The sequence below is a fragment of the Kitasatospora humi genome, from assembly GCF_020907985.1.
Taxonomy (GTDB): domain Bacteria; phylum Actinomycetota; class Actinomycetes; order Streptomycetales; family Streptomycetaceae; genus Kitasatospora; species Kitasatospora humi.
Genome location: NZ_JAJJPA010000020.1, coordinates 97,885 through 122,515, shown reverse-complemented (window position 1 = coordinate 122,515; position 24,631 = coordinate 97,885). Strand labels below are relative to the sequence as shown.

At 72.2% G+C, this 24,631-nt stretch carries 25 protein-coding genes; 8 read left to right on the top strand and 17 right to left on the bottom strand.

The window, feature by feature from the left end; genetic code table 11:
* Positions 1-38: 38 nt before the first annotated feature.
* On the bottom strand, positions 39-440 hold the full coding sequence (locus LN042_RS20210) for a DNA-binding protein (protein ID WP_230052679.1): 402 nt from the start codon (positions 438-440) through the stop codon (positions 39-41).
* Positions 437-685 (bottom strand): hypothetical protein, encoded by a 249-nt coding sequence (locus LN042_RS20205; RefSeq protein ID WP_190209086.1) that lies wholly within the window; start codon positions 683-685, stop codon positions 437-439. The genes LN042_RS20210 and LN042_RS20205 overlap by 4 nt, the downstream gene beginning before the upstream one ends.
* A 62-nt stretch (positions 686-747) precedes the next feature.
* On the opposite strand from LN042_RS20205, the gene LN042_RS20200 reads away from it, so the two are divergent.
* A complete protein-coding gene (locus tag LN042_RS20200) occupies positions 748-1,638 on the top strand; it encodes an LLM class flavin-dependent oxidoreductase (protein WP_230052678.1) in 891 nt (296 codons plus the stop codon).
* A gap of 256 nt (positions 1,639-1,894) precedes the next feature.
* Here LN042_RS20200 and LN042_RS20195 read toward each other — a convergent pair whose 3' ends face one another.
* The 3 genes from LN042_RS20195 to LN042_RS20185 all read right to left on the bottom strand — a co-directional run bounded on the left by LN042_RS20195 (position 1,895) and on the right by LN042_RS20185 (position 5,532).
* Entirely contained in the window at positions 1,895-3,133 is a 1,239-nt protein-coding gene (locus tag LN042_RS20195; RefSeq protein WP_230052677.1) for a CynX/NimT family MFS transporter, read from the bottom strand.
* A gap of 84 nt (positions 3,134-3,217) precedes the next feature.
* Positions 3,218-3,952, bottom strand: coding sequence for a FadR/GntR family transcriptional regulator (locus LN042_RS20190; protein ID WP_230052676.1), 735 nt, complete (start codon positions 3,950-3,952; stop codon positions 3,218-3,220).
* Between the two features lie 608 nt (positions 3,953-4,560).
* On the bottom strand, positions 4,561-5,532 hold the full coding sequence (locus tag LN042_RS20185; protein ID WP_230052675.1) for a helix-turn-helix transcriptional regulator: 972 nt from the start codon (positions 5,530-5,532) through the stop codon (positions 4,561-4,563).
* Between the two features lie 351 nt (positions 5,533-5,883).
* On the opposite strand from LN042_RS20185, the gene LN042_RS20180 reads away from it, so the two are divergent.
* The 5 genes from LN042_RS20180 (at position 5,884) to LN042_RS37330 (ending at position 10,771) form a co-directional block, all read left to right on the top strand.
* Entirely contained in the window at positions 5,884-6,030 is a 147-nt protein-coding gene (locus LN042_RS20180) for a hypothetical protein (protein ID WP_230052674.1), read from the top strand.
* A 7-nt stretch (positions 6,031-6,037) separates the two neighbouring features.
* Positions 6,038-6,355 carry a hypothetical protein gene (locus LN042_RS20175; RefSeq protein ID WP_230052673.1) on the top strand — a complete coding sequence of 106 codons (318 nt, stop codon included), beginning with the start codon at positions 6,038-6,040 and terminating at the stop codon, positions 6,353-6,355.
* 601 nt (positions 6,356-6,956) lie between these two features.
* A complete protein-coding gene (locus tag LN042_RS20170) occupies positions 6,957-7,520 on the top strand; it encodes a hypothetical protein (protein ID WP_230052672.1) in 564 nt (187 codons plus the stop codon).
* Between the two features lie 55 nt (positions 7,521-7,575).
* A complete protein-coding gene (locus LN042_RS20165; protein WP_230052671.1) occupies positions 7,576-9,159 on the top strand; it encodes a PLL family lectin in 1,584 nt (527 codons plus the stop codon).
* Between the two features lie 178 nt (positions 9,160-9,337).
* Entirely contained in the window at positions 9,338-10,771 is a 1,434-nt protein-coding gene (locus LN042_RS37330) for a DUF8189 domain-containing protein (protein ID WP_283843821.1), read from the top strand.
* A 120-nt stretch (positions 10,772-10,891) separates the two neighbouring features.
* Here LN042_RS37330 and LN042_RS20155 read toward each other — a convergent pair whose 3' ends face one another.
* The 12 genes from LN042_RS20155 to LN042_RS20100 all read right to left on the bottom strand — a co-directional run bounded on the left by LN042_RS20155 (position 10,892) and on the right by LN042_RS20100 (position 23,412).
* The gene (locus LN042_RS20155; protein ID WP_230052670.1) at positions 10,892-11,104 is read right to left on the bottom strand and encodes a hypothetical protein; all 213 of its coding nucleotides are present in this window, start codon (positions 11,102-11,104) and stop codon (positions 10,892-10,894) included.
* 159 nt (positions 11,105-11,263) lie between these two features.
* Entirely contained in the window at positions 11,264-12,901 is a 1,638-nt protein-coding gene (locus tag LN042_RS20150; protein WP_230052669.1) for an LCP family protein, read from the bottom strand.
* Positions 12,894-13,430, bottom strand: a complete 537-nt coding sequence (locus tag LN042_RS20145) for a DUF6542 domain-containing protein (protein ID WP_230052668.1) — start codon at positions 13,428-13,430, stop codon at positions 12,894-12,896. Before LN042_RS20145 ends, LN042_RS20150 begins: the two co-directional genes overlap by 8 nt.
* 297 nt (positions 13,431-13,727) lie before the next feature.
* Positions 13,728-14,537: an HAD family hydrolase gene (locus LN042_RS20140; RefSeq protein WP_230052667.1), complete on the bottom strand. Its 810-nt coding sequence runs from the start codon at positions 14,535-14,537 to the stop codon at positions 13,728-13,730.
* Entirely contained in the window at positions 14,534-15,808 is a 1,275-nt protein-coding gene (gene serS / locus LN042_RS20135; RefSeq protein WP_230052666.1) for a serine--tRNA ligase, read from the bottom strand. The genes LN042_RS20140 and serS overlap by 4 nt, the downstream gene beginning before the upstream one ends.
* Before the next feature lie 399 nt (positions 15,809-16,207).
* The gene (gene pheA, locus LN042_RS20130; RefSeq protein ID WP_230052665.1) at positions 16,208-17,143 is read right to left on the bottom strand and encodes a prephenate dehydratase; all 936 of its coding nucleotides are present in this window, start codon (positions 17,141-17,143) and stop codon (positions 16,208-16,210) included.
* Between the two features lie 126 nt (positions 17,144-17,269).
* Entirely contained in the window at positions 17,270-18,481 is a 1,212-nt protein-coding gene (gene efeB / locus LN042_RS20125; RefSeq protein ID WP_230052664.1) for an iron uptake transporter deferrochelatase/peroxidase subunit, read from the bottom strand.
* Positions 18,482-18,492: 11 nt separating this feature from the next.
* Positions 18,493-20,529: a copper resistance CopC/CopD family protein gene (locus LN042_RS20120; RefSeq protein WP_230052663.1), complete on the bottom strand. Its 2,037-nt coding sequence runs from the start codon at positions 20,527-20,529 to the stop codon at positions 18,493-18,495.
* A 7-nt stretch (positions 20,530-20,536) separates the two neighbouring features.
* On the bottom strand, positions 20,537-21,013 hold the full coding sequence (locus LN042_RS20115) for a copper chaperone PCu(A)C (RefSeq protein WP_230052662.1): 477 nt from the start codon (positions 21,011-21,013) through the stop codon (positions 20,537-20,539).
* Positions 21,013-21,687, bottom strand: a complete 675-nt coding sequence (locus LN042_RS20110; protein ID WP_230052661.1) for an SCO family protein — start codon at positions 21,685-21,687, stop codon at positions 21,013-21,015. The genes LN042_RS20115 and LN042_RS20110 overlap by 1 nt, the downstream gene beginning before the upstream one ends.
* A 76-nt stretch (positions 21,688-21,763) precedes the next feature.
* The gene (locus LN042_RS20105; protein ID WP_230052660.1) at positions 21,764-22,495 is read right to left on the bottom strand and encodes a YcnI family copper-binding membrane protein; all 732 of its coding nucleotides are present in this window, start codon (positions 22,493-22,495) and stop codon (positions 21,764-21,766) included.
* A 95-nt stretch (positions 22,496-22,590) separates the two neighbouring features.
* Positions 22,591-23,412 carry a hypothetical protein gene (locus LN042_RS20100; protein ID WP_230052659.1) on the bottom strand — a complete coding sequence of 274 codons (822 nt, stop codon included), beginning with the start codon at positions 23,410-23,412 and terminating at the stop codon, positions 22,591-22,593.
* 252 nt (positions 23,413-23,664) lie between these two features.
* Here LN042_RS20100 and LN042_RS20095 point away from each other — a divergent pair, with 252 nt between their 5' ends.
* Together LN042_RS20095 and LN042_RS20090 are read left to right on the top strand one after the other, a co-directional pair.
* Positions 23,665-24,300: an ATP-binding protein gene (locus LN042_RS20095; RefSeq protein WP_249801261.1), complete on the top strand. Its 636-nt coding sequence runs from the start codon at positions 23,665-23,667 to the stop codon at positions 24,298-24,300.
* Positions 24,301-24,367: 67 nt separating this feature from the next.
* Positions 24,368-24,610 (top strand): hypothetical protein, encoded by a 243-nt coding sequence (locus LN042_RS20090; RefSeq protein ID WP_230052658.1) that lies wholly within the window; start codon positions 24,368-24,370, stop codon positions 24,608-24,610.
* Positions 24,611-24,631 lie beyond the last annotated feature (21 nt).

Below are 24,631 nucleotides of genomic sequence, written 5' to 3'. Positions count from 1 at the left end.
GGGAACGCCGATCGAGAGGGTTAGAGTCCCGCTCGGGCTCAGACGGCGATGAGCCGTACGCGGGCGCCACAGAGCTTGGCCATGTCGTCGACATCCGAGGTGAGCATGGCCACGGGCCCCGGCTGCCGCAGTGCCATCTCTGCCACGGTCGCGTCGATCGCGTACTTGTGGCCGTGCAGTCCGGCCTGCTTCAGCAGCCTGGCCGATGCCCTTGCGGTCTGATCGGTGACCGCCTCGACCTTGACTCGGGAAAGCGTCCAGTTCAACCGGGCTTCGTTCACACGGGCGTGCGTGACTTCCACGATCGTGTTTGCGCCAACCACGAAGTCGGCTCCCATGGCGTGGAAGACCTGAAGCATCGCCAACACGCCGCGGTCCTGTGTGATCCACGAGGACAATCCCTCGGAGTCCAACACGACCGTCTCGAAGCGCTCGGTCACGCGGCGCTCGCCGAACCCGCCGACCCGGCGGAGCCGAAGATCCTGGCGTGCGCCTCAAGCAGTTCCTCATCGGTGAACGCACCCTGCTCGTCCTGATAGCGGCGAAGATCGTCCGCGAGCAGTTGGTGCCGAATCTGGCGGGCTACTGCCTCCGCGACGTACCCGGAGACGTTATCGGTGAGCTTTCTGAGTTCGTCCACCTGTTCCGTCGGAAGGGTGACGGTGATGCGCGTGGTCGCTGCCATGAATGGAGCATACTCCGGTATGCACTCGAGTGCCGGGCTGTTCGGGACATAAGGTCGGCGGTATGCGTCTGAGCACAGTGATCCTCCCCATCCACCGGTGGGCCGAGGGGCAGAAGATCTGGCGGCGGGCCGAGGAACTCGGGTTCCATGCCGCGTACACCTATGACCACCTGAGCTGGCGGAGCTTCCGCGACGAGCCGTGGTTCGGGTCGGTCCCGACGCTGACCGCGGCCGCGGCGGCGACCGAGCGGATCCGGCTTGGCACGCTGGTGACGTCGCCGAACTTCCGGCATCCGGTGACGCTGGCCAAGGAGCTGATCACCCTGGACGACGTGTCCGGCGGCCGGCTGACGCTGGGGATCGGGGCCGGCGGGGTCGGGTTCGACGCGACGGCGATGGGGCAGGAGGCGTGGTCGCCCAAGGAGCGGGCGGCGCGGTTCGGGGAGTTCCTGCCGCTGTTGGACAAGCTGCTGCGGCAGGACGCGACCACCGAGCAGGGCACCTACTACTCGGCGGTAGAGGCGCGGAACATCCCCGGCTGCGTGCAGACCCCGCGGGTGCCGTTCTACGTGGCGGCGACCGGGCCCAAGGGACTGCGGCTGGCGGCCGAGTACGGACAGGGCTGGGTGACGTACGGAGATCCGCGCGGGCCGGCGGACGTTCCGGTGGAGCAGGCGCCCGAGGTGATCGCCAAGCAGCTCGCCAAGCTGACGGCGGCCTGCGAGGCGGCCGGGCGGGACGTCGGCGACCTGGACAAGGTGCTGCTCCAGGGCTCGACGGCGGAGAAGCCGCTGGAGTCGCTGGACGCCTTCGTGGACTGGGCGGGCCGGTACCGCGAACTGGGCATCACCGAGGTGGTGATCCACTGGCCGGTGCCGGACTCGATCTTCGCCAACGACCTGGCCGTCTTCGAGCGGATCGCCACCGAGGGGCTCGCCCAGCTGGAGGGCTGAGCTGCGCGGAGCCGGGCGGCGGCGCGCCGAACCGGCGGGGTGAGCGGATGGCCGGCGAGGCGGGGAGGGGGCGGGCTGGGCGCCCGAGGAAGGCCCGCCGGGCGTTCCGTTCCGGCAGGGGCCCGCGCTGCCCGGCGCCGGCCACCGCCGGCCATCCGCAGGACGACGGCGGCCGGCTATCCGTGGTGGGATCCCAACGGGCCGTCATGCACGGCCTGTCATCCGGCCGGCGGCGGGGCCGACCCCGCGACGGGAGTCAGAGCGTGCGGTTGCGTCCCGCGCCCCAGCCGGCCACTCCGACCACGCCGGCCAGCACCAGGAGCACCACCAGCACGGCCGTCCAGCCGCCGGTCAGCTGGTGCAGCGCACCGGCGCCGACCGGGCCGACCGCCGCGATCAGGTAGCCGATCGCCTGTGACATCCCGCCCAGCTGGGCAGCCCCGGCGGCAGAGCCGGTGCGCAGCACGAGGAAGGCCAGGCCGAGGCCGAACGAGCCGCCCTGGGCGACGCCCAGCACCGCTGCGGCGACCCAGGCGCCGGAGACCGGAGCGATCAGCAGCAGGGTGATGCCGGCGGCGTTGAGCGCGGCCATCAGCACCGCCAGCCCGCGCTGCCGGGTCATCCGGCCGGCCAGCAGCGGCACCAGGAAGGCACCGGACACCTGCACCAGATTGGAGAAGGCGAACACCAGGCCGGACTCGTCCCGGCCCATTCCGTGGTCGGCCAGGATCGTCGGCATCCAGGCGACCAGGACGTACACCATCAGCGACGAGACGCCCATGAAGAGGCTGATCTGCCAGGCCAGCGGGAGCCGCCACAGGCCCGCGATCGGCTTGGCCGGCGCGGCCTGGGCCGCGGTCGGGGAGGTCGGCGCGAGCTGACGCGCCCGCAGCACCTGGGGCAGCCAGGCGGCCGCCGCGACCAGGGCCAGCACCGACCAGACGCTCAGCGAAGCCCGCCAGCCGCCGCCGAGCACGTGCTCCAGCGGCACCGAGCTGCCGGCCGCCAGGGTGGCGCCGACCAGCATCGCGGTCGAGTAGGCCCCGGTCATCGCCGGCGCCCGGTGCGGGAACTCCCGCTTGACCAGGCCGGGCATCGCCACGTTCAGCACCGCGATGGCCACGCCGATCACCACGCAGCCCGCATAGAGCGCGGCCACCGACGGCAGCACCCGCAGCAGCACCCCGGCGCCCAGCGTCAGCACGGCGCCGAACACCACCCGCTCGGTGCCGAACCGCCGGGTCAGCCGCGGAGTCAGCGGTGCGCCGACACCCTGGAAGAGCACCGGAACGGTGGTGATCAGACCGCCGACCGTGGCCGACAGGCCGAAGGTGCGCTGGATCTCGCCCACCATGGGGGAGACCGCCGCCAGACAGGACCGCATGTTCAGCGCGACCAGCATGATGCCGATCAGCAGCAGGGCGGGGTGAGCGAGCTTGGTTCGGACCGGAACGACCGAGGTGCTCAGCGGTTGCTGAGTCCGGGTGACGGACATGGTGCGGCTTTCTTGCGGAAGGTGCTGTGGAAAAACGGGGAAGCGCGGGGTGCGGCCATGGCGGCGACGCGCGCTCCGCCGGCCCTACTTGCGAGCGGCGAACTCCGCCAGCAACTGCTCGACCGCCGCGGTGGGCTCGGCCAGCAGGGCGCGGCAGGCGGCCTCGGCGCGGTCGGGATCGCCACTGGCGATCGCGTCGACCAGCGCCTCATGGGTGGCGACGACCACCTCGGGCATCTCGTGGTCCCCGAAGGCGGTGCGCATGGCCTCGCGCACCGAGGCGCCGAAGTAGCGGTAGACCTCGGCCAGCGCGGGGTTGTGGGCCGCGTCGACGACGGCGGTGTGGAACTCCAGGTCGTGCTCGACGGTGGCCTCGCGCCCGATCCGCTCCGGGTGGGCGGCGATCACTTCGGCCTCGCGGGCCAGCGCGGCCCGCATCCGCTCCACGTCCTCGGCGGTGTGCCGCAGGGCCGCCAGCCGGGCGGCCTCGGTCTCCAGGGCGGCCCGCACCTCCAGCACGTCGCGCACGCCGGAGCGCTGCACCCCGCGCAGCACGGCGGCCGGGTCGCTGGTGCTGCGCACGAAGGTGCCCTCACCCTGCCGGGTGGCCAGCATGCCCGCGTGCACCAGCACCCGGATCGCCTCGCGCACCGTGTTGCGGCCGACCTGCAGCTGCTCGGCGAGCTCGTGCTCGGTGGGGATGCGCTCACCCACGGCCCAGGAACCGGAGGCCAGCCGCTCCCGCAGCTGGTCGATCGCGGCGTCCACCAGCGATCGGCGGCCGGCGGCCTGCAGGTTCCCCGCACCCGTGCCGGTCACCCTCACCACCTCCGCTCCGACTGGTACCGCGCTTGCCCGGTCATCCTACAACTGCTTTGCCCGGTCATCCTACAACCAGCTGGAGGTGGGCCCGGGGTGTGCTCGTCGCGACCGGGGTGGACGAGCATGCGGTGGAGCGGGTGCGTCTGTCCGTGTTCGACGGTGGGTGCTGGACCTTTCGGATATCTGGGACGGGGGCGGGACGGCTGTCCGCACGGCTGGCCGGCCCAGGTGGGTGGACCTGGTCGGCAGCCGGGCGTGCCCGCGGTGCCTGGCGGGGTCCGGAGGGGTGTGGCAGTTGCGCTGGAAGCTGTCGGGGGCGGGGACATGTCCCGACCACTGGTGGTCCTGCTTGACCGCTGCCCGGCTGCAACGTCCGTCGCGGTATGGCGGCAGCAAGCCGTCGGGACTGTCGCGCCGGCGTGCGGGACATCCCGCCATGTGCGGGAGTGTGACGGGTGGCCGTGAGCGCCCCCAGTCGCTGTCGTCGGTGACGGCGACGGAGGCGGACGCAGAGGTGGCCGAACTTCGAACGCCGGGCATACCCGGCGGACGGGTACCTTGTTCCGCCGTCCTGGCAGAGGCGGCGGAGCAGGCGCGCGGGTGGTTCAGAGCCAGCCCCGATGGGCGGCTTTGATGCCCGCTTCGAAGCGGCTGCTGGCACCGAGGCGTTCCATGATCGAGGACATGTGGCGGCCGACGGTGCGCGAGGAGATGCCGAGGCGCTGGCCCACGGCGTCGTCGGTGAGGCCGGCGCTGAGCAGGCGCAGTAGTTCGCGTTCGGTGGGGGTGAGGTTGGTCTGGGGGTCCTCGGGGTGGGTGGCGCCGAGGGGGACAGCCGTGTTCCAGGCCTGTTCGAAGAAGTCGAGCAGGGCGGCGAGGATGCCGGGTTCGGTGACGTACAGGGCGCCCTTGCGGTTGTCCGCGGGATCGATGGGGACCAGCGCCTGGGTGCGGTCGACGACGACCAGGCGCTGGGGGATCGTGGGGGCGGTGCGGACCTCACTGCCCTGGCCGAGCAGCCAGTGGGCGTAGGCCGCGACGTGGGGCTGGTTGCGGGTGGCGTCCTGGTAGAGGGTGCGTATCGTGATGCCGCGCCCGAGCGCCTCGACGTCGGCGGCTCGGCTGGCCGCGAGGTCCTGGGGGCGTTGGTTGCCCGGCTGGCTGCTGAGGACCTCGGTGGTGGCGCTGTGGCCCATCTGTTCGAGGCGGCCGTGGATGGCGTCCATGCCGAGTAGGCGTTCGCCGTGGGTGGTGCGGTGCTCGGCGCGTTCGGCGACCATGCGGGTGACGGCGGCGCGTGAGGCCGCCAGCTGGGCCTGGCGGGCGGCGAGTTCGGCCTCCTGGTTGGCCAGCATGCCAGCCAGGCCGATCTCGGGGCTCACGGCGCGCATCTGGCCGGGCCGATCGGCGGAGACGCGCACGAGGGTGAGCCGACTCAACTCGTCGAGGTGGTCGTGCACCTGCACGGGAGTCAGGCCGCAGTGCGTGGCGATGTCATCCGCGCTGTAAGCGGGATGGTCGAGCATGGCCTGGTACACGGCTGCGGCCGTTGCGGTCAGTCCTAGCACCTCGAGCATGTTTCCCCCCGGTAGCCCTGTCGGGCCCTCAAATGTTCGGCCTCATCCAAACAGTCTTCCGACGCTTCGCTCAAGACCTATCCGCCCTCTTTGTGTCGTCGCGCGCCATGCGTCGAGGGATTGCGTCGCAGGTCACAGGGCCTAAGTTGTCGTGGGCATGCTGCCAGTGTCCGACTCCGGACAGTCCGGGAGCCGACAGCCGGAACACCTTCCTGCGGCGTCTGCGAGCGGCAAAGCTGTTCATCGCCGCCAGGGAGACAACCCCAGCGCGGCAACCGGACGAAGCGCCAACCGCGGGGCGCCCTGCCGGTCCAGGCCAGCCACACCCATCAGCAGTGAAGGACTCCCACCATGCTCCGCACCCGTCTCGCCCAGGCCGCCGCGGTCGCCACCGTCGCTTTCGCCGCCATCGCCCTCGCGCCCTCCGTCGCCGTGGCGGCAACGGTCGGCGCCCCCGCCCCGGCGGTGTCCGCGGACAGCCTCGGCTGGGGCGGCTGAGCCGGTCATGGAGATCATTTATGCCAGCCTGATCCCCCGGCAGCTCGACGACGGCGCCCAGTCCGGCAACGAAGCCGAGGTCGTGGACGCCCTGTGGGCCCACGCCGTGCCGGGCGACGGGCTCCAGCACGTCAGCGCACGTCCCGCACCCGGACGGGTCGACCTCCTGGTCTATTTGCTGACCCTGGATTCTCCCGGCGCGCCCAGCGCCCTCCAGCGCGCCCACGCCCTGATCGCCCGGAGCCACCAGATCTCGCCCTGGCTCAACCGGCGTTACCTGTCGCCCGAGCCGCTCACGACGTACGAGGGCATCACCACCGGTTGAGCACCACGCCCGCCCGGCCCGTCACGGTCCGGCCGGCATCCGGGTCCGCGGCGCGGACCCAGGCCGCGATCGGATCCGCCGCCCCCTTCATCCCTGAGCCTTCGCCGGCGCCTTCCGCCCTGCGGCAGTCCTGACCCGCGCCGCACCTCCTGCCGGCATGCCCCGAGCGAGTCTTCCGAACCGCCCTTCGGAAGCCGCATCCCTGACGCCCGACCACCTGATCCGCGCCCAACCCAGGAGAACCCCTGTGGCTACCAAGACTTCGACTCTCGTCCGCGCCGCCGTCGCGCTGAGCGCCGTCGCCGCCGGCGGTTTCGCATGGGCCGGCCTCGACACCGGCGCCCGGGCGTCGGCGGCGGCACCCGCAAGCACATCGGCTCAGCTGTCGTCCGCCGCAGCCCCAACCGCCCCGGCAGCACCAGCCACCCCGGCCACGGCGCCGATCGACACGTCGTCCGGACGGCCCGGCCAGGAGCCGCAGCCGTCCGCCCCCCAGCCGGCATCCGCCGGTACCGAATCAGCGAGGCCGGGCGCCCCCGGGCCGAGCACGGCTTCCGTCCCCCAGCAAACGGGCCGTGTGACGGCGGCCGTCCCTGCCCCCTTGCCGCCCGCGCAGCTACCCGACAACGCCGCCGCCGCCTGGAAGCCGATCGCGCAGCCCCACACCCAGGCCGCCACCCACGATGTGCGCCTCAACGAGTGCGCCGCAGTCAAGGGCGCCACGACCTGGCAGCAGCAGGGCTACGTAAGCGCCTTCAAGACGCCGGCCATCCAGGACACCTTCACCTTCGCCGACACCGCGACCGCCCAGCAGGCTTTCGCGGACCTCCAGAACGCCATGAACACCTGCCAGCAGCAGTCCCGCGCCCTGCAGGGCGCGGCGAAGCTCTCGCAGGACGCCCAGGTCACCACGACGGCGACCACCGCCGAGGGCACGGCGTACGCGCGTCAGTGGACCGCCGTCCCCGGGATCTCCGCGCCCGGTCCGCAGACCGGCCACATCTACCTGGTCCATCACGACAACACGCTGACGGCTCTGCAGTTCGCCATCCCCGCAGGCACGGCCGGAGCCGGTGCACTGACGGTGGCCGACGACCAGAGCACCCTGACCAACCTGGCAGCCCGCCTGAGCGCCGCGCCGGCAGCAGCCGAGCAGCACCCCTAACCGCCGCGCCTGCACCCGACTTCATTCGAACCCGACTCCGAGAAGGAACCCATCGATGTCCCGCGTCTCCCGCGCTGCCGCCCGCTCGCTCGCCATCCTCGTCGCCGCCGGCATCGGCACCACCGTGTTCACGGCGACCACGCCGGCGCAGGCGGCCTCGACCGCCGGCGGCACCATAACCCGCAGCGAGGTGCTGGCCCGTGCCCAGAGCTGGGTCGACGAGGGCGTCCCCTACAACCAGGGCGCTTACAAGACCGACGGCAACGGCACCTATCGCGAGGACTGCTCCGGTTACGTCTCCATGGCCTGGCACCTGACGAGCAGCCTCGTCACCCAGACCCTGCCGAACGTCTCCACCCAGATCAGCTTCTCCCAGCTGAAGGCGGGCGACGCACTCGACTACACGGCCGAGCACACCTTCCTGTTCGCCGGCTGGAGCAACCAGTCCACCGGCGACTTCACGTACTACGCCGAGAGCAACCCGAACGACCCCACCCACGGCCCGACCAAGGCCAACATCAACAGCAGCAGCCTCGAAGGCTGGCCCACCAGCTACTACACCGCCCTGCGCTACAACAACATCGTCGACGACCCCGCTCCTGTTCCGGTGGCGGGTGGGTCCTCGGGTTGGAGCCTGTACAACCAGGACACGGCGACCGCCGAGACGTTCACGGTCGGCACGAACGGTGCGATCTACCACGCGTACAGCAGCAATGGTGCTCCGTGGAGCTCGTGGTCCTCCCTGGGTGGGAACTTCACGTCGAAGCCGTCCGTGGTCTACAACCCCGACACCAAGACCGAGGAGGTCTTCGCGGTCGGTACCGACGGCAAGATCTACCACTCTTACAGCACCAACTCGGGTGCCTGGAGCGGTTGGACGGCCATCGGTAGCTATGCCTTCAGTGGCTCGCCCGCCGCTGTGTACAACCCGGCGACCAAGTCGATCGAGCTGTTCGGCATCGGTGCGGACGGCCGCATGAACCACGCCTACTACACCAACGGCACCACCTGGTCCGACTGGACCACCCTCGACACCGGCTACACGTTCTCCGGCTCCCCGTCCGTCGTCTTCGAGCCCAACACCAACACCGCCGAGGTCTTCGCGATCGGCACCGACGGTGTCATGAACCACGCCTACAGCACCAACGGCAGTACCTGGTCCGCCTGGTCGCAGATCGATTCCTCGTTCCACTTCACCGGCAACCCCAGCGCCGTCTACAACACCGGCAACAGCACCGCCGAGGTCTTCGCCGTCGGCAGCGACGGCGTCATGTCCCACGCCTACAGCACCAACGGCGGTGCGTGGAGCGCCTGGAACACCCTCGACTCCAGCTACAAGTTCACCGGTAGCCCCAGTGCCGTCTACAACGCCGGCGTGAACTCGGTCGAGGTCTTCGGCACCGGCACCGACGGCATCATGAACCACAAGTACTACAACAGCGGTACCTGGTCCGCCTGGAACAGCATGGGCACCTGGCAGTTCGCCGGCTCCCCGTCCGCGGTCTACGAGCCCAACACCAAGACCGCCGAGGTCTTCGCCCTGGGCACCAACGGTGTCATGAACCACGCCTACAGCACCAACGGCACCCCCTGGAGCGCCTGGAGCAGCATCAACTCCGACACCTTCAAGACCAACTGACGTACCACCGGCGGCGGGCGCCGGCCATGCGGCCGGCGCCCACCGTTCCCCTGCGCATGCCTACCGGCGGCGCCCCGGCCTGGAACCGGGAGGTGCGCGCCGGAGCCCCCTCCGCACTGATCAGCTCCTAGCCCCACCAGGCCCTCTGACGACGTCCGGTTACTTCGAAGGATCGACGATGATACGCACCTCCTCCCCCGCCAAGGTCAAGACCGCTGCCGCCCTCGGCGTCCTCGGGGCGGCTCTGACCGCGGTCTCGCTGACCGCTGCTCCGGCCCACGCCGCTTCGGTCGCGACCTGGGAGAAGGTGGCCCAGTGCGAAAGCGGCGGGAACTGGTCGATCAACACGGGGAACAGCTTCTACGGCGGTCTGCAATTCAACCTGAGCACCTGGCAGGCATACGGCGGAACCCAGTACGCCGCCTATCCGAACCAGGCCACCGAGCAGCAGCAGATCCTGATCGGCGAAAAGGTCCTCGCCGGCCAGGGACAGGGCGCCTGGCCCACCTGCGGCCCGAAGGCCGGCCTGGGCAGCGACACCGCCAACCCGTACCCGACCACGACGCCGACCCCTGTTCCGGTGGTGGGTGGGTCCTCGGGTTGGAGCCTGTACAACCAGGACACGGCGACCGCCGAGACGTTCACGGTCGGCACGAACGGTGCGATCTACCACGCGTACAGCAGCAATGGTGCTCCGTGGAGCTCGTGGTCCTCCCTGGGTGGGAACTTCACGTCGAAGCCGTCCGTGGTCTACAACCCCGACACCAAGACCGAGGAGGTCTTCGCGGTCGGTACCGACGGCAAGATCTACCACTCTTACAGCACCAACTCGGGTGCCTGGAGCGGTTGGACGGCCATCGGTAGCTATGCCTTCAGTGGCTCGCCCGCCGCTGTGTACAACCCGGCGACCAAGTCGATCGAGCTGTTCGGCATCGGTGCGGACGGCCGCATGAACCACGCCTACTACACCAACGGCACCACGTGGTCCGACTGGACGACCCTCGACACCGGCTACACGTTCTCCGGCTCCCCGTCCGTCGTCTTCGAGCCCAACACCAACACCGCCGAGGTCTTCGCGATCGGCACCGACGGTGTCATGAACCACGCCTACAGCACCAACGGCAGTACCTGGTCCGCCTGGTCGCAGATCGATTCCTCGTTCCACTTCACCGGCAACCCCAGCGCCGTCTACAACACCGGCAACAGCACCGCCGAGGTCTTCGCCGTTGGCAGCGACGGCGTCATGTCCCACGCCTACAGCACCAACGGCGGTGTGTGGAGCGCCTGGAACACCCTCGACTCCAGCTACAAGTTCACCGGTAGCCCCAGTGCCGTCTACAACGCCGGCGTGAACTCGGTCGAGGTCTTCGGCACCGGCACCGACGGCATCATGAACCACAAGTACTACAACAGCGGTACCTGGTCCGCCTGGAACAGCATGGGCACCTGGCAGTTCGCCGGCTCCCCGTCCGCGGTCTACGAGCCCAACACCAAGACCGCCGAGGTCTTCGCCCTGGGCACCAACGGCGTCATGAACCACGCCTACAGCACCAACGGCACCCCCTGGAGCGCCTGGAGCAGCATCAACTCCGACACCTTCAAGACCAACTGACAGTGTGATCCGAGGTACGCGGCCGGGCGCGCAGCCCGCCGCGTACTTCGTGCTTCGCGGCCGGACCGCGTGCTGTTCTGTTGATCGAAGGCGCCGAAGCAGCAGTGATCCGAGGACTGGCTACCCGCGCTCCCGGACCTTTGCCACGACGCGGAACTCGACGCGGAACTCGACGCGGAACTCGACGCGGAACTCGACGCGGAACTCGACGCGGAACTCGACGCGGAACTCGTCGTGGAAGTCGACGCGGAACTCGTCGTGGAAGTCGCCCCCGGACTCCTGGCCGAGCGGAGAGAGGCCGCTGTCGGCTTGCCCGACGTGCTCGCCCGCCATCTGTGTGGTGCGCCGTCATCCAGCTTGGCCCGTGATCGCGACTGCCTGTGCAGTCCGGGTTGATAGCGACCTGGTCAGCAGCATCGTCCAGCCTCATGTCCACGTCCACTGCCTCCCCAGGGGGCGCCCCCGGAGCGCCCCCCTTCGGGTCCGCTGCCGTCAGTCGACGCAGGCGATGCCCTGCGCCATGTCCACCGGGGGGCCCACCTGCTGCACGCTGTTGGGGTCGGCCGGCGCCGCGGGGCCGGCGGGGGAGGAGGGAGTCTGGCCGCCGCTGCCGCCACCGGGCGCGGTGTAGTCGGTGCCCAGCGCGACCTGGATGTGCCCGGCCCGCACGCTGCCGCCCGGTGCGGCGGTCACGTTGTAGCGGGCGGCGACCTGGTCGGCCGCGTCCTTCTCGCCGGGGCCGTAGAGCACGGTGGTCCTGGTCTGCCGCGGCAGCGTCTGGATCCGCCCCTCGGTGAAGCCCATCCCGACCAGTGCCCTCATCTCGGCGGCCGCCGCGCCGTTCACCGCCGAGGTGTTGGCCACGTCCACGGTGCCGGTCGGCTTGGCGCCGGGCGCGGCCGGGGCCTGGCTCGCCGGGGCCTGCGAGGGCGCACCGGAGGAGCCGGCGCCGAGCGGGTTGCCGACCGGGCTGTCATGGCCGGTCAGCTGCTGCACGATCCTCTTGATCTGCACCGGGTCGACCCTGTTGACGGACTCCTTGGTGCCGCCGTCCACGGTGACGTCCTCGAAGCCGGCGATCGGCAGTGTGATCGCGGTGACGTGGCCGCCCGCGAGGTTGGGTGCCTGCTGGGCGAAGTCCAGCACGTTCCACTGGTTGTCCAGCACCACGTCCTGCTTGACCACGTCGAACAGGCCCTGCATCCGGCTCAGGTCGCTGACCACGCCCTCGTCCTTCAGCTTCTTGATGACCGAGGAGATGAAGGCCTGCTGCCGGTGGGTGCGGGCGAAGTCGCCGAAGTCGCTGGGGTCGTTGGGGTTGACCAGGTTGTGCCGCTGGCGGACGAAGGAGAGCGCCTGGGAGGCGTTCAGGGTGTTGATGCCCTGGTGGAAGTCGGCACCGGAGCCCTGGCCCTGGATGGCCGGGTCCTTGGTGGCGCGCTTCAGGCAGACCTGGACCGGTCCGACCGCCTTGGCGATGTCGTAGAAGCCCTTGAGGTTGACCTCGGCGAAGTGGTCGATCGGGACGCCGAGGAACTGCTGCACGGTGGCCAGGGTGGCCCTGCGGCCGGCGTCCCGGCCCCGCTTCTCCAGATCGGGCTTCGAAAGTCCCTTCGCCGCAGGAGAGTTGTTGAAGATGTCCTTGGCCCGCCCGTAGGCCTCCTTGATCTTGTGCATCCTGCCGTCGACGCCGACCAGCTGGACGTAGTCGTCGCGCGGGATGGAGATCGCGGTGGCCTGGCCGCCGTTGGCCGGGATGTGCAGCAGCATCAGGGTGTTGGTGTTGTATCCGCCGATGTCGCTGCTGGAGCCCGCGTGCAGCTCGTCCTGCACGAACTGGCCCGGCAGGTCGTTGCCGTTCATGTCCTTGCGGCTGTCCAGCCCGATCAGCAGCACGTTGACCGAGCTGTCCAGGTGCTTGGGGGCGTTCTTCTTGACGTCGTCCAGCGCGCTGGAGGTGGTCAGGCCGTCGGTCAGCGAGGTGTAGGCGTACCAGCTGAAGCCACAGGTGCCGAGGACGGCGAGCGAGGTCGCGCAGGCGATCGTGCGCCCGGCCAGCACCAGCGGATTGGGGCGCGGCTTGGGGGCGGGCTTGCGCCGGGCGGCGCGCGGGCCGGGCTGCTCAGCCACGACGGCTCCTTCGATCTCGGACGACGCGGAGCAGGATCACGAGAAGTGCCGCGCCGATTGCGTACAACATGACGGGGAACCCGTCGATGGCCCATTTGGCGGCACCGGCGGCCGCGGCCTTCCCGTCCCGGAACTCGTCGGAGTGGGCGAGGAATTCGGTGCCGGCGGTGACCGCCAGGACTATCGGGGGCGGCGCGGGCAGCACCCACCACCAGCCGGCCCGGCTGCACACCCCGGCGGCTCCGGCGAAACCGAGCACGCTGCAGAGGAGCAGGCCCCAGCCGCCGACGCCCAGGCCGAGGAGCTCGTCGGCCAGCCCGCCGGCCACCGGCATGCCGACCGCCAGCAGGACCGCGGTGCCGCTGAACGGCTGCGCCGGCGCCCCGGGCCCTCGGGGTCCCTCGGCGCACTGCCGCGGCCGTCCGCCCTCCGGCCGGCCGTCCGCCCCCTCGGAGGCCGACCGCTGGGCAGGCGCCTGGCCGCGCGCGGTGGTGTCACCCGCAGGTGTCCGTACCCGTTGTCCTGCCATGGTTCCTGCCTCTGCGGTTCGGCCGGCGTCGCCGGACGCCGCCCACGGTTGATTGCTGACGGCGCGTCAAGGACCATCGTTCCCCGCACCACCAGGCTCGATCCACCGGGCGGGGGTCGGCGCGGTCGCCCTCCTGTAATGACGTTCCGGCGCCGCCGGGGGTTGCAACAGTTGCGCAGCTTAGCAACTGTTGAGTGATGGTCATACCGGCCTGCGACGGGCCGTGAAGGGCCGGGGAAGACAGCCGCCTCCGCACCCGGTCGGGGCGCGGAGGCGGTGGTGGCGAGGGGCGGTGGCTCAGCGGGCGTAGAGGCGCTCCAGGACCAGCGCCACGCCGTCGTCCGCGTTGCTCGCGGTGACCTCGTCGGCGATGGCCAGCAGCTCCGGGTGGGCGTTGGCCATGGCGACGCCGCGGCCGGCCCAGCGGAGCATCGGCAGGTCGTTGGGCATGTCGCCGAAGGCGATGGTGTCGGTGGCGCGCAGCCCCAGCCGCCGGGCGGCGAGTGACAGGCCGGTGGCCTTGGACAGGCCCAGCGGCAGCAGCTCGACGATCCGCGGCCCGGCGACCGTGACGGTGACCAGCGAGCCGATCACCCGCCGGGCGGCCTCGGCGAGTTGGTCGTCCGTCAGTTCGGCGTGCTGGACGTAGAGCTTGGCGATCGGGGCGGCCAGCAGCTCGTCCGTCCCGCCGACCCGCTGCACCGGCAAGTCCGGGTTGTGCAGGCTGTAGTCGTGCTGGGCGAGCACGGCGCCGTCCAGGCCGTCCTGGCTGGCGGCCACCGACAGCGGGCCCAGCTCGGCGGCCAGCTTCTCCAGCGCCAACGCGCCGAGGCGGCGGTCCAGCGTCATGGAGGTGAGCAGCCGGTGCGCGCCCGCGTCGTACACCTGCGCGCCCTGGCTGCAGACGGCCAGGCCGGTATAGCCGAGCTGGTCGAAGACCGGCCGGGCCCAGGCAGCGGAACGGCCGGTGACGATGATGTGCACCGCCCCGGCCGCCGCGGCGGTGGCCACGGCGGCACGGGTGCGGGCGGAGACGGTCTCCCGGGGTGAGAGCAGAGTGCCGTCCAGATCGGTGGCGACCAGGCGGTACGGCGGCTCCGACGTCACTTGACCGGATCCAGCGTGGTCCGGCCGCCCAGGTAGGGGCGCAGCGCCTCGGGCAGCACCACGCTGCCGTCGGCCTGCTGGTGGTTCTCCAGGATCGCCACGATGGTGCGCGGGATCGCGACCAGCGTGCCGTTGAGCGTGGCCAGCGGGCGCACCTTGCCCTCCTCGCGCATCCGGATGGCGAGGCGGCGGGCCTGGTACTCGGTCGTGTTGGAGGTCGAGGTGACCTCGCGGTACTTGCCCTGGGTCGGGATCCAGGCCTCGATGTCGAACTTGCGGGCGGCCGAGGAGCCGAGGTCGCCGGAGGCGACGTCGATCACCCGGAAGGGCAGCTCCAGCGCGTTCAGGAAGTCCTTCTCCCACTGCAGCAGGCGGCGGTGCTCGGCCTCGGCCTCCTCGGGGGAGGTGAAGACGAACATCTCGACCTTCTCGAACTGGTGCACCCGGATGATGCCGCGGGTGTCCTTGCCGTAGGTGCCGGCCTCCCGGCGGAAGCAGGACGAGTAACCGGCGTACCGCAGCGGCAGCTTGTCGGCGTCGATGATCTCGTCCATGTGGTACGCCGCGAGCGGCACCTCACTGGTGCCGACCAGGTACCGGTCGTCCTCGGCGAGGTGGTAGACGTTCTCGGCGGCCTGGCCGAGGAAGCCGGTGCCGTCCATGGCGGCGGGGCGGACCAGGGCCGGGGTGATCATCGGGATGAAGCCGGCCGCGGTGGCCTGGGCGATCGCCATGTTGACCAGGGCGAGCTCCAGCAGCGCGCCGACACCGGTCAGGTAGTAGGACCGGGCGCCGGCCACCTTGGCTCCGCGCTCGGTGTCGATCGCCCCGAGGATCTGGCCCAGCTCGACGTGGTCGCGGGGCTCGAAGCCCTCGGCCGCGAAGTCGCGCGGGGTGCCGATCTCCTCCAGCGTGACGAAGTCCTCCTCGCCACCGACCGGGGCGGCCGGGTCGATGAGGTTGGCCAGCGAGCGGAGCAGCCGGTCGGCCTCCTCCTTGGCCTCGGTCTGCTCGGCGTCGGCGGCCTTGACCTCGGCGGCCAGGTCCTTGGTGCGCTGCAGCAGGGCGGCCTTCTCCTCGCCCTTGGCCTGGGCGACCTGCTTGCCGAGGCCCTTCTGCTCATTGCGCAGTTCGTCGAACCGACTGCCCGAGGACCGGCGGCGCTCGTCGGCTGCGAGGAGCGCGTCGACCAGGTCGACGTCCTCGCCACGGGCGCGCTGCGAGGCGCGCACTCGGTCAGGGTCCTCACGAAGCAGGCGAAGGTCAATCACGGGCCCAGCCTACCGGTGCGGCCGCCGCCTGTGGATAACCTGTGGATAACCAAGCTGCCGGGATCGCCGGGAGCCGGTTGTCCACAGGGGGCTTCCGATCCCTGTGGATGACGGGGTTCCCGGGAAACGCACAGCACTTTTCTGGCTCTTCCGAGTTTGAAACCTGAATCGCCCCGCACGACTGAGGGAATTAGACCACCTGGACGGGTGAATTAACGGCAGAAGGGTGTCTCTGGCGCTATAAGTCCGATCTGCAGCGCTTCCCGATGATCCGATCGCACTCAGGAGTGGCTATGCCGCTTTGTCGATTCATCCTCAGGCTGTGGATAACCGGAGCCCCGGAGCGGCCTGTGGAAGCTGTGGACAGCTGTGGATGAACGGGCCGGAGCCCGGCGGGCCTCAGCCCTCGCCGCGCCCGTCCAGGCAGCGGGCCAGCCAGTCGGCGGCCCGGTCGAAGTCCTCGTCCGAGGTGCCGGGCTGCCGGGGAGCGGGCCGGCGCTCGTCGGCCCGCGGGTAGGAGCCCAGGAACCGGATCTGCGGGCAGATCCGCCGCAGCCCCATCAGGGTCTCGCTCAGCCGGCGCTCGGTCAGGTGCCCCTCGCAGTCGATCGAGAAGCAGTAGTTGCCCAGGCCGTGCCCGGTCGGCCGGGATTCGATCCGCATCAGGTTGACCCCGCGCACCGCGAATTCCTGCAGCAGTTCCAGCAGGGCACCCGGGTGGTTGTCGCCGAGCCACACCACCATCGAGGTCTTGTCCGCCCCGGTCGGCGACGCGACCCGGCCCGGCCGTCCGACCAGTACGAACCGGGTGGTCGCGTTGTGCGCGTCGGCGATGTCCTTGACCAGCGGCTCCAGGCCGTAGAGCGGCGCGGCGAACTCCCCGGCGAAGGCACCGTCCGCCTGCCCCTCCTGGACCAGCCGGGCGCCGTCCGCGTTGGAGGCGGCGGCCTCCCAGACCGCGTCCGGCAGGTTGGCACCGAGCCAGCGGCGCACCTGCGGCTGGGCCACCGGGTGGCTGGTGACCCGCTTGACGTCCGCCAGCTCGGTGCCCGGCCGGACCAGCAGGGCGAAGCTGATCGGCAGCAGCACCTCGCGGTAGATCATCAGCGGCGAGCCGGTGGCCAGTTCGTCGGCGGTCGCGGTCACCGCGCCCTCCACCGAGTTCTCGATCGGCACCAGGGCGCCCGCCGCCTCGCCGGCCCGCACCGCGTCCAGCGCTGCCTGCACCGAGGCCATCGGCACCAGCTCGCGGGTGGCGGCCTCGGGCAGGGTGTGCAGCGCGGCCTCGGTGAAGGTGCCGACGGGCCCGAGGTAGGTGTAGCGGGTGGCCGACATGTCCGCGCCTCCGTGCGTCTCCCGATGGGCCCCCGGCCGAACGCTGGGGGAGGTACCAGGCCTGCCACCTTAGCCACTTCCGTGCCGCGGTGCGGAACGTTCCGCCCAGTGGTCACCCTGCCCGGATCACGCCTCCAGCAGCGCCTGCCCCAGGTAGCCGTCGCCGTCCGCGACCCCGGGCAGCACCGCGTACAGCCCGCTCGCCTCGTGCCGCAGGAAGGTGGTCAGCACGTCGCCCCGGGAGAGCGAGCGCTGCACCGGCAGGAAGCCGTGCGCCGGGTCGGCCTGGAACGCCAGGAACAGCAGCCCGGCGTCCGGGGAGCCGTCCGGCCGGGTGCCGTCGGCGTAGGAGAAGCCGCGGCGCAGCATCGCCGCCCCGCCGTTGGCCGAGGGCGCGGCGATCCGGATGTGGGCGTCGGCCGGGACCGCCAGGCTGCCGTCCGGGTTCTGCTTGGCCAGGTCCACCGGGGTGGTCTCGGTGCCGCCGGAGAGCGGCGCGCCATCGGCCTTGCGGCGCCCGACGATCCGCTCCTGACGGTCAGTCGGCAGGGCCTCCCAGTCGTCCAGCAGCATCCGGATCCGGCGGAACACCAGGTAGCTGCCGCCGGCCAGCCAGTCCGGGCCGGTGGCGAACACCTTGGCGGCGAAGTCCGCGTCGGTCGGCTTGGGGTTGTTGGTGCCGTCGACCTGGCCCATCAGGTTGCGGGCGGTGCGCGGCTGGGCGGTGGCGCCCGGGGTGCGGGAGAAGCCGGCCGCCTGCCAGCGCACCGCGGCGGTGCCGGCCGCCTGCTGCTGCAGCATCCGCAGCGCGTGGAAGGCGACCAGCGCGTCGTCCGCGCCGATCTGCAGGAACAGGTCGCCGTCGCTGCGGGAGCGGTCGATCGCGTCCTGCGGGAAGGCGGGCAGCGGCGCCAGCTGCGGCGGGCGGTGCGCGGTGAGCCCGGTCTTGTCGAAGAGCGAGGCGCCGACGGCCAGCGTGACGGTCAGCGAGCAGGGTCCGGCGTCCAGCGCGATCTGGTTCTCGTGCGGGCCGCCCGGCTCGCCGAGCACCAGGTCGCGCACCGTCGCGGTCCACTGCCTCAGCAGTGCCTGCACGGCCTTCCGGTCGGCGCCGGGCGCCAGGTCGAAGGCGGCCAACTGCACCCGGGCCTGCTGCGGTTGCGTGATGCCCGCCTGGTGCCGGCCGTGGAAGTCCACCCGGGCGGCGCCCAGCGCGACGGGGTGCGGCTGCCGTGGCACCGCGACCGCCCGGCCCAGCGCCCCCGCGGTGGCACCGACCGCCAGCCCCGCCCCGGCGCCGCCGATCAGCGCCCGGCGGGAGAAGCCCGCGTACTTCATCTCCGGTCCTCCTAACCGATCGTGAGCTGCTTGGTCTCGGTGTCCTGGTCGATGTCCGAGGAACGCACCACCACGGCGGCCACCCAGTCCCCGGCCAGCGGGAGTTGGACGGTCCCGCGCCAGGTGCCGGTGCCGTCCTTGGTGAGCTTGGCCGGCAGCGGACCGAGGTCGCGATCCGGCAGGGTGAACGACACCTCGGTCTCGGGCACGTCCACCGGCTTGCCGTCGGCGCCGGCCACCACCAGGGTCAGCTGGTTCCCACCGGTGGTCGCCGGGTCCACGGTGAGGGTCGCGGTGCCCTTGGCGCCGGGCTCCTTGCCGCCGGTGTCGTAGGGCAGCTTGAGCTCCACGGTGCGGGCCCGGCCCGGCGCCGGGGCAGTGGCGGCGGCCGGTGCGGCAGCGGCGGCGACCCGGCCGGGCGGGGAGTTGGTCAGCATGGTGGTCACCACCAGCACGGCCACCGCGATCGCGGCCTCGATCAGCACCGAGCGCCGCAGTTCGGCCTGCACCGGCGAGCCGTCCTGCGCCCTGCGGACCCGGGCGGCGGTCAGCACCGCCTGCTGGCGGGCCAGTTGCGCGCGCCGCTCGGGGTCGAGCCCCAAGGCCAGGTCGGGCCCGGAGTCACGGTCGGGCCCGGAGTCCTGCTGGTCGAGGGCCGCGTCGGGGTGCGCAGCAGGCCCGCCCGCGTCGAGCCCGGTCGGTGCCGCTGCCGGGGCCTCGCGCAGCCGGCCGGTCCAGCGGCGGGAGAACCAGGCCGTGCCCACCATCAGCAGCACCAGGCCGACCTTGATCAGCAGCAGCCGCCCGTACTCGGTCGAGGTCAGCGCGCCCCAGGAGCCCACGCCCCGCCACGCCTGGTAGACCCCGGTCACCACCAGCACCGCGACCGAGGCCATCGCCAGCCTGGAGAACCGCTCGGCCGCCGCCGCCCCGGCGCCGTGCCGCAGCCCGACCAGCAGTGTGACCAGTCCGCCCAGCCAGCAGGCCATCGCGATCAGGTGCAGCAGGTCGAACGGCAGCGCCAACCAGGGCTGGATGCCGACGGCCGCGTGGTCGGCCGCCGCCCAGGTGGCCGCCAGCGCCAGGGCCAGGGCCAGCCCGCCGATCCCGAGCGCCAACCGCGCCTCGCGGTGCGGCCGCAACCGGGCCCGGCGCTCCAGCTCGCGCAGTTCGGCCTCCTCCTCGTCGACGGCCTCCCGCGGCTCCCCGCCCCCCGGCTCCTCGTCCTCCGGACCCCCGTCGGCCGGCGCCTCCTCGTCCCCGAGCGGCGTGCTCCCCAACTGCCCCACCAGCAGCGAGAGGAAGACCCCGCCGGCGGCGAGCAGCAGCAGCCGGGCCGCCAGCGCGGTGCCGAGCCGCTCGTTCAGCGTGCCGCGCACCAGCGACAGGTCCAGCACCTGGCTCAGGCCGGTGCCCCGCTCGTACGGGCCGCGCAGCAGCAGCACCGCCACGGTGGCGGCCAGCAGCGCGACCCAGCCGGACATCAGCAGCCGCTGCACCGCCCGGCTGGCCGCCCCGCGCGGCCAGCAAACGAGCACGAACGCCGCCGCCCCGACCAGCAGCGCGAACGCTCCGTAGGCGACGGCCCGGCCGATCGCGTAGAGCGCGGCCACCGTCCCGTCGGCGTTCTCGCCCTGCACCGACGACGGGTTGACGCTGGTGTCGGAGGGGGCGCCGATGGAGAAGGTGAACGCCCCGCCGACCGGGTGGGTGTCCTCCGAGATCGCCCGCCAGGCGACCGTGTAGGTGCCGTTGGCCAGCCCGCCGCGCAGCCCGACGGTGGCGGTGTCGTCCTTGCCGTCCGCGTGCCCCGGGCCGCCGGTGTCGACCTGCTTGCCGGACGGGTCGAGCACCCGCACCGAGTCGCCGGAGAGCGTCACCCCCTCGCTGAAGGTCAGGGTGACGGCGGTCGGCGCGGTGGCGACCACCGAGTTCTGCGCGGGGTCGGTCTGCAGCAGGGCGGCGTGCGCGGCCGCGGGGCCGGCGGCGCCGAGCAGCAGCACCAGCACGGTGCCCGCGGTGGTGAGCCAGGCGAGGACTTTGCGCATGGGTGGGTCAGCTCCCGGGACGGTAGGTGAGCGGTTTGACCGGTACCTGGACGGCGATGGTGCCGCCCTTCGCGAAGGTGAGATCGATTTCCAGCCGGTCGCCGACGGTCGGCGGCTTCTGCCAGCCCATGATCATCAGATGGGTGCCGCCGCGGGCCAGTTGCAGGGTGCCGCCGGCCGGCACCGGCAGGCTGTCCACCTCCTGCATGGTGGTGTCGGTGGACCTGTGCATGGTCACCGAGCCGGCGCCGGGGCTGGTCACCCGGATCAGGGTGTCGGCGTCGGAGCCGGTGTTGCGGACCGTCAGGTACCCGGCCGCCATGCCGTCGCCGCCGGCTGGCAGCGGTATGTAGGGGTCGGCGACGCTGAGCTTCACGCCGGCCGGGGTCGAGCCGCCGTCGTTGGCCACGGCGATCGCGCCGGCGGTGAGCACGGCGGCCAGCACGGCGCCGGTCAGCGCCACCCGGGTGAACCCGGCGGCCATCAGGCGGCCACCCCCTTGGCCAGCAGCGGCAGGTCGTGGGCGAAGGTCGCGGTGTCGGTGTTGCTCAGGTAGAGCACGTGCGCCTTGTCGTCGGACGGCAGGAAGGCCAGCACCTGGGCGCCGTGCGAGGAGGTGACGCTGCCGTCCTTGTTGACCACCGGGTCCTCGACCAGGATGCCCAGCGACTTGGCGGCCTCCTTCACCTTGTCGAGGTCGCCGGTCATGCCGATGAAGTCCTTGTCGAACGAGTCCAGCCAGGTGCGCAGCACCTTCGGGGTGTCGCGCTGCGGGTCGGTGGAGACGAAGACGACGTCGATCTTCGCCCGCTGGTCGGCGGGCAGCTTCTGCATCGCCACGCCGATGTCGCCCATGGTGGTCGGGCAGACGTCCGGGCAGCTGGTGTAGCCGAAGAAGAGCAGCGTGGTGCGGCCGGCGGTGCGCCGGCGCAGGTCGAACGGCTGGCCGCTGGTGTCGGTCAGCGTCAGGTCCGGCTTGTCGAAGTGCTTGGTCAACACCGTGCCCTGGTACGGCGAGTTGCTCGCCTCCTTGGAGACGGCGGCCGGCCCGGCGGCGTGGGCGCCGGAACCGGAGCCGCACGCGGAGAGCGAGAGCGCGGCGGTGAGGGCCAGGGCGGCGGCACCGGCGAGGCGGCTGCGGGTGGTCGGCAGGTTCATGGCGGTGGGTCCGATTCTCGCGACGGGAGGGGGAGCCCGCCGGGGCCGCACGGGCGGCGGCCCCGGCGGGGCGGGGTCAGGAGGCGGCGCTGCCGCTCTTGCGGCGCAGGCCGAGCAGGCCGAGGGCGGCGCCGATCACGCCGACGGCGATGCCGACCACGCCCAGGGTGCGGGCGGTGTCGTCCGGTGCGGCGCCCTTGGCTTCCTGGGAGGCGGTCACCCTGGTGCTGTCGGCGGCCGGCGAGGCGGCCGCGCTCGCGGCGGCCCCGGGGGTGAGGTGGAGCACCGGCGCCGGGTGGGCCGGCTCCGGCTGGCCCTGCTTGGCCTCGTCGATCCAGCGGACCACGGTGCCGTCGTCCTTGGTCTGCAGCGCCTTGAAGACCAGCTGGTCGGTGTCGGTGGGCAGCGGGCCGAGCGAGACCTTGAACTCCTGGAACTGGCCGGGGCCGATCTTGCCGGTGCTGTCGGCGGTCCAGGTGATCTTGGAGACCGCGTTGGTGATGCTGCCGTCGTCGGTCTTGATCGGGGTGGCCAGCTGGGCCTTGTCCACCTGCACGGTCCAGCCGGGCAGCGGCTGGGTGGAGACCGAGGCGATCGGGTGGTCGCTCGGCAGGGTGACCTCCAGCTTGACCGTGCTGGCGGTGTCGCTCTCGTCCGGCACCCGGAAGGCGACGGCGGTGTAGCCGCCCTGGGTGGCGGTGCCCGGCTGCACGGTGACGTGCGCGAAGGCGGGAACGGCGGTGGCCAGCACGGTGCCCGTCGCGAGCAGCAGCGCGGCGGCGGAACGGCGGGCGGGAAGCGAACGCATCTGTGGCGTCTCCATCTGGGACGGGGCACAAGGGGCCCCGGAACGTGGGAAGGACGGTCGCTCGGCGCGCCGGCACTCCCACGGGAGGAGACCGCTCAGCGCGCCCAGGCCGCCGCCGGCGGGCCGCGCCGGATCACGCTGTGCCGCAGCAGGACCGCCGCGGGCAGTCGGCTGTGCTCCCGCCGGGCGCGCACCGGGCGCGGCCGGCGGGCCCCGGCCAGCAGGCCGCGCAGCAGCACGGCGAGCAGCGCCAGCGCCCGGTACAGCGGTGCCGTCCACTCCCGCAGCTCGTGGACCGCCCGGCCGGCCGACCTGATCACCCGCCACAGTCCGGCCTCGCCGCACCGCAGCCACCAGCCGACCAGCGCGGCGGCCAGCAGGTGGCCGGCCAGCATCGCGGGGGTCAGGCCGAACAGCCACCACGGGCCGTCGGCCACCGGCGCCTGGTAGGCGTGCGGGTCGAGGCCGGCCGCGCCCACCAGGGCGGCGGCGCCGGCGCCGGGCGGCAGCATGTGGGCCATGCCGGGCATGTCGTTGCAGACCAGCCTGGCCGCCACCTGATCCAGCGTCGGCTGCGTCATGGCGGCCTGGCCGACGGTGTGGAAGAGCAGGTGCAGGCCGAGCTGGCCGAGGCCCAGCGCGGCGGCGATCCCGGGCAGCGAGCGCTCCCGGCCGCCGAGCGCGGCAGCCGGCACCAGCACGGCGACGAAGCCGACCGCCAGGGTGCCGGTGGCCACCGGGCAGCCCTGGGCCAGCTGGTGCCCCAGCGCCGCGAGCAGCGTGCAGACCAGGGCGAACGGCACGGCGCGGAGCAGTCGCAGGTCCCAGCCGGCGCCACCGGCGGACGCGGGCAGGCCGAACGGCCGGCGGACCGGCTCTTCGGTGCCCGGACGCGGGGCGGGGCGGTGGCTGCTCATGGCCGGGCCATCATCTCATCGGCTGACGCCGGGCCTCCGGTCCGGGTACGCCGATGGCGCCGGGAGCCCGCGCCCGGGGGGTACGCCGGTGGCGTCGGGAGCCCGCGCCCGGGGATCCCCCCAACGGCCCCGCGTGCGCCGCGCGACCGCGCGCCGCCGACCACCCGGTGCCGCCGCGGCCCGTCGGCCGAACGGGCGGACACCCCGCCGACCCACGGTTCACCACCCTGGCACCAGGCAATACCTACAGGCATGTGGAGCCCCAGCCAGAAGGGACCGGTCGTGGACGTCTGGTGGACTCTGCACCTGCGGCGCGAACCGGCCAGCATCCCGCTGGCCCGACGGATCCTGCTCAGCACCCTGGACAACGCCGGGGTCGACCCCGGGATCTCCCAGGACCTCGCCCTCGCCCTCACCGAGGCCTGCGCCAACGCGGTGGAGCACGCGGGCGGCGAGGACGGCTTCCAGGTCACCGCGGCGCTGGACGGCGAACTGCTGCGGATCGAGGTGGTCGACTCCGGCCCCGGCCTCCCGCGGACGCCGCACCGCCCACCGGTGCGGCGCGCACCCGCCCGGCACGGCACCGCGCGCCGCCGCCGCGGCCGGGCCTCGCTGCCGGCCCTCGCCGCGACCCCGGCCCGCCGCGCCCGCTCCACCGCCTACGACACCCATGTGCTCCCCGCCCGCCGCCCGCTCCCCACCGCGCTGCGCCTGCCCGACCTCGACCAGCTCCCCGACCTCACCGCCGAAGGCGGCCGCGGCCTCTTCCTGATCCGCGCCCTCACCGACCACGTCCGCCTGCACACCCACCCCCAGCGCGGCGCCATCGTCAGCTTCGACAAGATCCTCAAGCGTCCCGCCGACCCGCTGCTGCGGGTGGCCTCCTGAGGTCGGTCGGCGGCCCTGCCTGGCGTCCGGAGCAAAACGGGAGCAATGTGTACCTATGTTGCATCGGATGCGCGCCGAGTACGGCGATCAGGGCCGATCCGGCCCGGTGAAGCAGTGGCACCTGGTCCAGAACGACAGGCACGTGGCCCTGTGCGGTCGGGACCTGGCCGAGGACGCGGCCATGCTGGAGTCCACCGAGTGGGGCCGCACCGGGGAGCCCTGCTGCCGGGCGTGCGGTGTGCTCTGGTTCCAGTCCGTGCCCTTCCTGGCGGACGAGCACGACCGCTCCACCTATCTGAACAGCAGGTAGCGGTCGACCCGGCCGGACAGC

Excerpts from the sequence above, each read along its gene's own strand:
- pheA (WP_230052665.1), bottom strand. The coding sequence starts at position 17,143 with ATGTCGGCCACCCGCTACACCTACCTCGGGCCCGTCGGCACCTTCACC.
- LN042_RS20185 (WP_230052675.1), bottom strand. The coding sequence starts at position 5,532 with ATGCTCGAGGTGCTAGGACTGACCGCAACGGCCGCAGCCGTGTACCAG.
- LN042_RS20145 (WP_230052668.1), bottom strand. The coding sequence starts at position 13,430 with ATGGCAGGACAACGGGTACGGACACCTGCGGGTGACACCACCGCGCGC.
- LN042_RS20105 (WP_230052660.1), bottom strand. The coding sequence starts at position 22,495 with ATGCGTTCGCTTCCCGCCCGCCGTTCCGCCGCCGCGCTGCTGCTCGCG.
- LN042_RS20180 (WP_230052674.1), top strand. The coding sequence starts at position 5,884 with ATGCTCCGCACCCGTCTCGCCCAGGCCGCCGCGGTCGCCACCGTCGCT.
- LN042_RS20090 (WP_230052658.1), top strand. The coding sequence starts at position 24,368 with ATGCGCGCCGAGTACGGCGATCAGGGCCGATCCGGCCCGGTGAAGCAG.
- efeB (WP_230052664.1), bottom strand. The coding sequence starts at position 18,481 with ATGAAGTACGCGGGCTTCTCCCGCCGGGCGCTGATCGGCGGCGCCGGG.
- LN042_RS20115 (WP_230052662.1), bottom strand. The coding sequence starts at position 21,013 with ATGGCCGCCGGGTTCACCCGGGTGGCGCTGACCGGCGCCGTGCTGGCC.
- LN042_RS20155 (WP_230052670.1), bottom strand. The coding sequence starts at position 11,104 with ATGGCGGGCGAGCACGTCGGGCAAGCCGACAGCGGCCTCTCTCCGCTC.
- LN042_RS37330 (WP_283843821.1), top strand. The coding sequence starts at position 9,338 with ATGATACGCACCTCCTCCCCCGCCAAGGTCAAGACCGCTGCCGCCCTC.
- LN042_RS20110 (WP_230052661.1), bottom strand. The coding sequence starts at position 21,687 with ATGAACCTGCCGACCACCCGCAGCCGCCTCGCCGGTGCCGCCGCCCTG.
- LN042_RS20095 (WP_249801261.1), top strand. The coding sequence starts at position 23,665 with ATGTGGAGCCCCAGCCAGAAGGGACCGGTCGTGGACGTCTGGTGGACT.
- LN042_RS20120 (WP_230052663.1), bottom strand. The coding sequence starts at position 20,529 with ATGCGCAAAGTCCTCGCCTGGCTCACCACCGCGGGCACCGTGCTGGTG.
- LN042_RS20100 (WP_230052659.1), bottom strand. The coding sequence starts at position 23,412 with ATGAGCAGCCACCGCCCCGCCCCGCGTCCGGGCACCGAAGAGCCGGTC.
- LN042_RS20205 (WP_190209086.1), bottom strand. The coding sequence starts at position 685 with ATGGCAGCGACCACGCGCATCACCGTCACCCTTCCGACGGAACAGGTG.
- LN042_RS20195 (WP_230052677.1), bottom strand. The coding sequence starts at position 3,133 with ATGTCCGTCACCCGGACTCAGCAACCGCTGAGCACCTCGGTCGTTCCG.
- LN042_RS20175 (WP_230052673.1), top strand. The coding sequence starts at position 6,038 with ATGGAGATCATTTATGCCAGCCTGATCCCCCGGCAGCTCGACGACGGC.
- LN042_RS20200 (WP_230052678.1), top strand. The coding sequence starts at position 748 with ATGCGTCTGAGCACAGTGATCCTCCCCATCCACCGGTGGGCCGAGGGG.
- LN042_RS20165 (WP_230052671.1), top strand. The coding sequence starts at position 7,576 with ATGTCCCGCGTCTCCCGCGCTGCCGCCCGCTCGCTCGCCATCCTCGTC.